The organism is Streptomyces sp. URMC 123 (assembly GCF_051386515.1).
Lineage (GTDB): Bacteria > Actinomycetota > Actinomycetes > Streptomycetales > Streptomycetaceae > Streptomyces.
The window spans coordinates 1-4,614 of sequence record NZ_JBPQTV010000425.1 but is presented as its reverse complement, the minus strand read 5'-3'; the positions used below and the strand labels follow the sequence as shown (position 1 = coordinate 4,614).

The following is a 4,614-nucleotide window of genomic DNA, read 5'->3' as shown; positions in this document are numbered from 1 at the left end:
CCCCGCCGGTCGTGCCGCGGGGCCCGTACGCCCCGCGGCCGGACGGCATCCTCAGGCCGGACCCCCGTCCGCCGAACCCTCGATGCCGAGGTCACGCAGCTCCGCCGCCAGGTCCCCGGCCCAGCGCAGCTCGTCGGCGAGCTCCGCCCGCTCCCGCTCGCCGAGCTCGATCCCGGCGGCCCGCGCCATCAGCGGCGCGGCCTCCTCCGGGGCGCCCAGCCGCACCGCCAGATCCGCGCGGAGCAGCAGGGCGCGGACGAGGTCGAGGGCGGGCGGGTCCTCGTGCTTGGCCAGCGCGCGGTCCAGGAGCTTGGCGGCGGTGCGGAAGTCCTCCTTGGAGTCCGCGAGCAGCGACGCGGTGTGCACCACGCGGGCGAACGGCTCCCGGGGCTCCTCCTCGTAGTCGCTGGAGTCGCTGATGGGCTGCCCGACGCGGATGGCGTTGCCACCGGGGTCGGTCATCAGGAACTGCCGTACGCCGTAGGGCATGTCCTTCAGGGGACCGATCCGGGGGATGCCCCGGACCGGCAGCTTGCCGTAGGCGGCGCGCAGACCCTCGCGGAACGCGGCGTAGAGCCCGTCCACATCGGTGGTGTGCACATAGCAGGTGCTGTACGACGTGCTGGGGTCGTACGCCTTCATGCCGAAGAAGTGGAGTTCGATGCCGCCGCGCACGACGGACGCGTACGGGTTGGGGCGGGTCTGGCGGTACGTCACCTCGAAGCCGAGGGCGCGGTAGAAGTCGAGCGTCGGGTCGATCGTCCGGCACGGCAGGATCGGAGTCGTCGTCTCGGTCACCCCGGGCACGCTAGCCCCGAATGGGGAACTGGTCAAAGTTGAATAGTGGCCTCCGGGTGGTGCGGGACTACGCTGTTCGCCACCGGCACGAGGATGGAGAGGCGCGGCGATGTCACCGATGCGACTGCTGGTCCTGGGGGCGATCCGCCAGCACGGCAGGGCGCATGGCTATCAGGTCCGCAACGACCTGGAGTTCTGGGGCGCGCACGAGTGGTCCAACGCCAAGCCCGGCTCGATCTACCACGCCCTCAAGCAGATGGCCAAGCAGGGACTGCTGATCGCGCACGACGTCGCGCCGAGCTCGGTGGGCGGCCCGCCGCGCACGGAGTACGAGCTGACCGAGCGCGGCGAGGAGGAGTACTTCACCCTGCTGCGCGAGGCCCTGACCGCCTGGGACCAGAAGATCGACGTGCTGAGCGCCGGCGTCGGCTTCATCGTGGACCTTCCGCGCGACGAGGCGATCGCCCTGCTCAAGCGGCGCGTCGAGGCGCTGGAGGGCTGGCGCCGGACGGTCACCGAGTACTACACCCCGGGCGAGGGCCCCGAGCGGCTCGGCCACATCGGCGAGATCATGAACCTCTGGGTGTGCACGGCGGACGCGGGGGCGCAGTGGACCCGCGGGCTGATCGAGCGCCTGGAGAACGGGGCGTATGTGATGGCGGGCGAGGGGGAGCCGCCGTGCACGGTGCTCCCGGACGGCGTGGAGAACCCGTACGCGGCCGACCGGGCCGAGTCGCCTGCCGAGCCGCCCGCCGGGGCGCCGGCCGAGACGCCCTGAGGCGTCCCGAAGGGCTCACCCGAGAAAACCGCTCCCGGTCGGGAATGGGGAGTGAGGCGGGCGGCGTTAGTCAAGTTTGACTAGACGCTTGCGGCCCTCGGGCCGAACGACGGGAGAGCGTGTGACGGACGACAGGAACACGACCCACTTCGACGCGGGCGCCGAGTTCGACCGCCAGCTCCGGACGCTGCTGGACAAGGGCTACCCGGCGGTGGCGGGCATGGCGCCGGGCACCTTCCGCGACCTGGCCGCCCCGCTGCGCGCGGTGGCCGTGGAGCGCGCCGCCGGCATGGCCCCGCCCACCGCGGCGCGGGTTCCCTTCGTGCTGGTGGTGCGCAAGGAGCTGGTCCCCTCCGAGCGGGCCATGGAGCTCACCGAGCTGCGGGGCAAGACCGGCTTCGCCGACTTCGAACCGGAGGACATCGCCCGCTTCCGGGCGATCGAGGAGGTCGAGGTGCCGGCCGAGCCGGTTTATCTGGCCTTCGACCTCGACCGGGGCGAGGAGACGCGCGACCTCGCGCCCGACGACGCGATGGAGATCATCCGGGGGCGGGGGCGGACCCCGATCACGGTCGACGAGGGGATCGCCTTCGTCACCCAGTTCCCCGCCTCGCTGGCCAGGAACGCGTGCTTCTCGCTGGTGGCTTCCCGCTGCGGGGACCGGCGGGTGCCCGCGCTGTGGATCAGCAAGGGGGCGCCGAAGCTGGGATGGTGCTGGGCGGGGAACCCGCACACCTGGCTGGGCTCGGCGACGGCCGGCGCCCGCCTCGGCGGCGGCGGGCTCGAACCTCGCGGGGCGTGAGGAGCCGCGGGCTCCGCCGGTGACCCGAGCGGGCGGGCTTGCACCTCACGCGACGTGAGGACCCAGGCTGGGCGCGTACGGAGGAAGGAGCGGAAGCCATGAGCTACTCCGTGGGACAGGTCGCCGGTTTCGCCGGGGTCACGGTGCGCACCCTGCACCACTACGACGAGATCGGCCTGCTCGCGCCCAGCGGGCGCAGCCACGCGGGGCACCGGCGGTACGACGACGCCGACCTCGACCGGCTCCAGCAGATCCTGTTCTACCGCGAGCTCGGGTTCCCGCTCGACGAGGTGGCGGCCCTGCTCGACGACCCGGACGCGGACCCCGTGCGCCACCTGCGGCGCCAGCACGACCTGCTGTCCGCGCGGATCGAGAAGCTGCGGCGGATGGCCGCCGCCGTCGAGACGGCGATGGAGGCACGGAAGATGGGCGTGAGGCTCACACCGGAGGAGCGGTTCGAGGTCTTCGGCGACCACGACCCCGAGCGCTACGAGGAGGAGGCGCGGCGGCGCTGGGGCGACAGCGACGCGTACCGCGAGTCGCGGCGCAGGACGTCCTCGTACACCAAGGAGGACTGGCTGCGGATCAAGGCGGAGCAGGAGGACTGGGGGCGCCGGCTCGCCGCGGTGATGGACGCCGGCGAGGGCCCAAAGTCCGCGGCGGCCCTGGCCCTCGCGGAGGAGCACCGCGGCTCGATCAGCGGCCACTACTACGACTGCTCGTACGAGATCCAGACCGGGCTGGCGGAGATGTACGTGGCCGATCCCCGCTTCACGGCGTACTACGAGGCGATCCGGCCGGGGGCGGCGCGGTTCCTGCGGGACGCGATCCTCGCCAACGCCGCCCGCAACGGGTACGCGGGGGGTGCCGGCGGGCTGTGACGGAAGGGGCCGGGGTGTGCGCACGACACGCCCCGGCCCCCGCCCACGGGTCTCACCGGCCCCCGATCAGTGCGCCGGCGCGATGACGACGGCGGTCCCGTACGCGCACACCTCGGTGCCGACGTCCGCGCCGGAGGAGACGTCGAAGCGCATCATGAGGACGGCGTTGGCGCCGCGCGCCCGCGCCTGGTCCACCAGGCGCTCCATCGCCTGGTTGCGCGTCTCCACCAGCGTCTTCGTCAGACCCCGCAGCTCGCCGCCGACCAGCGACTTCAGCCCCGCGCCGATCTGGCTGCCGACGTGCCGGGAGCGCACGGTCAGGCCGAAGACCTCGCCGATGACCCGCTCCACCCGATAGCCCGGCACGTCGTTGGTCGTCACGACCAGAACGTCCGAGTCGCCGCGCTGCCCGCCGCCGTAATCCTCGATGTTGCTCACGCATCCACCTCCTGCTGGTGATCGTCACCTGTCGTGGAGACGGACGCATTCCGGGGGCCCGGCGTTGCTCGGTGTTCCCCCGGACGGCGCACGGATGATGTTCGGGCCGCTGTTCGATGGTCTCCTGGAACCGGTGGCCCATGGAGTACGTTGATAGCTTTGGGCAGCGACACCTGTTCCCTCCCCCTGTGCCCGGGCCTCGCATGAGCCTGCGCCCCTGACCCAGGAGCCTGTCACCCGTGACTCAACTCGCGCTCGGCCCCACGTGGCTCGACCCAGATTTCCTGATCGGGAACTTCGGTCTGCCCGGCGTCCTGCTCATCGTCTTCGCCGAGTCGGGACTGCTCATCGGGTTCTTCCTGCCCGGTGACTCCCTGCTGTTCACCACGGGGCTGCTGGTCACCACCGGCGTGCTGGACAAGCCGCTGTGGCTGGTCTGCACCCTGATCGTGCTCGCGGCGGTGGTGGGGGACCAGGTCGGCTATCTCTTCGGCCGCAAGGTGGGGCCGGCGCTCTTCCGGCGGCCGGACTCACGCCTGTTCAAGCAGGAGAACGTCGAGAAGGCCCACGAGTTCTTCGAGAAGCACGGGCCCAAGTCGCTGGTCCTGGCCCGCTTCGTGCCGATCATCCGCACGTTCACCCCGATCATCGCGGGTGTCAGCCGGATGAACTACCGCTCCTTCATCATCTTCAACATCATCGGTGGCTGCCTCTGGGGAGCGGGCGTCACCCTGCTCGGGGCGTCGCTCGGCAAGATCGAGTTCGTGCACCAGAACATCGAGGCGATCCTCGTCGGGATCGTGCTGCTGTCGGTCGTGCCGATCGTGATCGAGTACCTGCGCGCCCGCGCGCAGTCGCGCCGCGCGGCGGCGTCGGCCCCGGCGGTGGCCCCGACGGACGGCTCGGTCCCCCCGCCC

At 71.8% G+C, this 4,614-nt stretch carries 6 protein-coding genes; 4 read left to right on the top strand and 2 right to left on the bottom strand.

Annotated features, from left to right (window positions below):
* Window positions 1–51 precede the first annotated feature (51 nt).
* Window positions 52–798 (bottom strand): VOC family protein, encoded by a 747-nt coding sequence (locus ACSNOD_RS28630; RefSeq protein ID WP_436769980.1) that lies wholly within the window; start codon window positions 796–798, stop codon window positions 52–54.
* A 109-nt stretch (window positions 799–907) separates the two neighbouring features.
* Here ACSNOD_RS28630 and ACSNOD_RS28625 point away from each other — a divergent pair, with 109 nt between their 5' ends.
* The 3 genes from ACSNOD_RS28625 to ACSNOD_RS28615 all read left to right on the top strand — a co-directional run bounded on the left by ACSNOD_RS28625 (window position 908) and on the right by ACSNOD_RS28615 (window position 3,259).
* Window positions 908–1,576, top strand: coding sequence for a PadR family transcriptional regulator (locus ACSNOD_RS28625; RefSeq protein WP_436769979.1), 669 nt, complete (start codon window positions 908–910; stop codon window positions 1,574–1,576).
* 121 nt (window positions 1,577–1,697) lie between these two features.
* Window positions 1,698–2,378, top strand: coding sequence for a DUF5701 family protein (locus tag ACSNOD_RS28620; RefSeq protein WP_436769978.1), 681 nt, complete (start codon window positions 1,698–1,700; stop codon window positions 2,376–2,378).
* A gap of 98 nt (window positions 2,379–2,476) precedes the next feature.
* Window positions 2,477–3,259 carry a MerR family transcriptional regulator gene (locus ACSNOD_RS28615; RefSeq protein ID WP_436769977.1) on the top strand — a complete coding sequence of 261 codons (783 nt, stop codon included), beginning with the start codon at window positions 2,477–2,479 and terminating at the stop codon, window positions 3,257–3,259.
* A gap of 66 nt (window positions 3,260–3,325) precedes the next feature.
* Here ACSNOD_RS28615 and ACSNOD_RS28610 read toward each other — a convergent pair whose 3' ends face one another.
* Window positions 3,326–3,697 carry a YbjQ family protein gene (locus ACSNOD_RS28610; RefSeq protein ID WP_436769976.1) on the bottom strand — a complete coding sequence of 124 codons (372 nt, stop codon included), beginning with the start codon at window positions 3,695–3,697 and terminating at the stop codon, window positions 3,326–3,328.
* Between the two features lie 239 nt (window positions 3,698–3,936).
* Between ACSNOD_RS28610 and ACSNOD_RS28605 the strand changes: the two genes are divergently transcribed.
* A partial coding sequence (locus ACSNOD_RS28605) for a DedA family protein (RefSeq protein WP_436769975.1) occupies window positions 3,937–4,614 on the top strand: 678 nt, incomplete at its 3' end.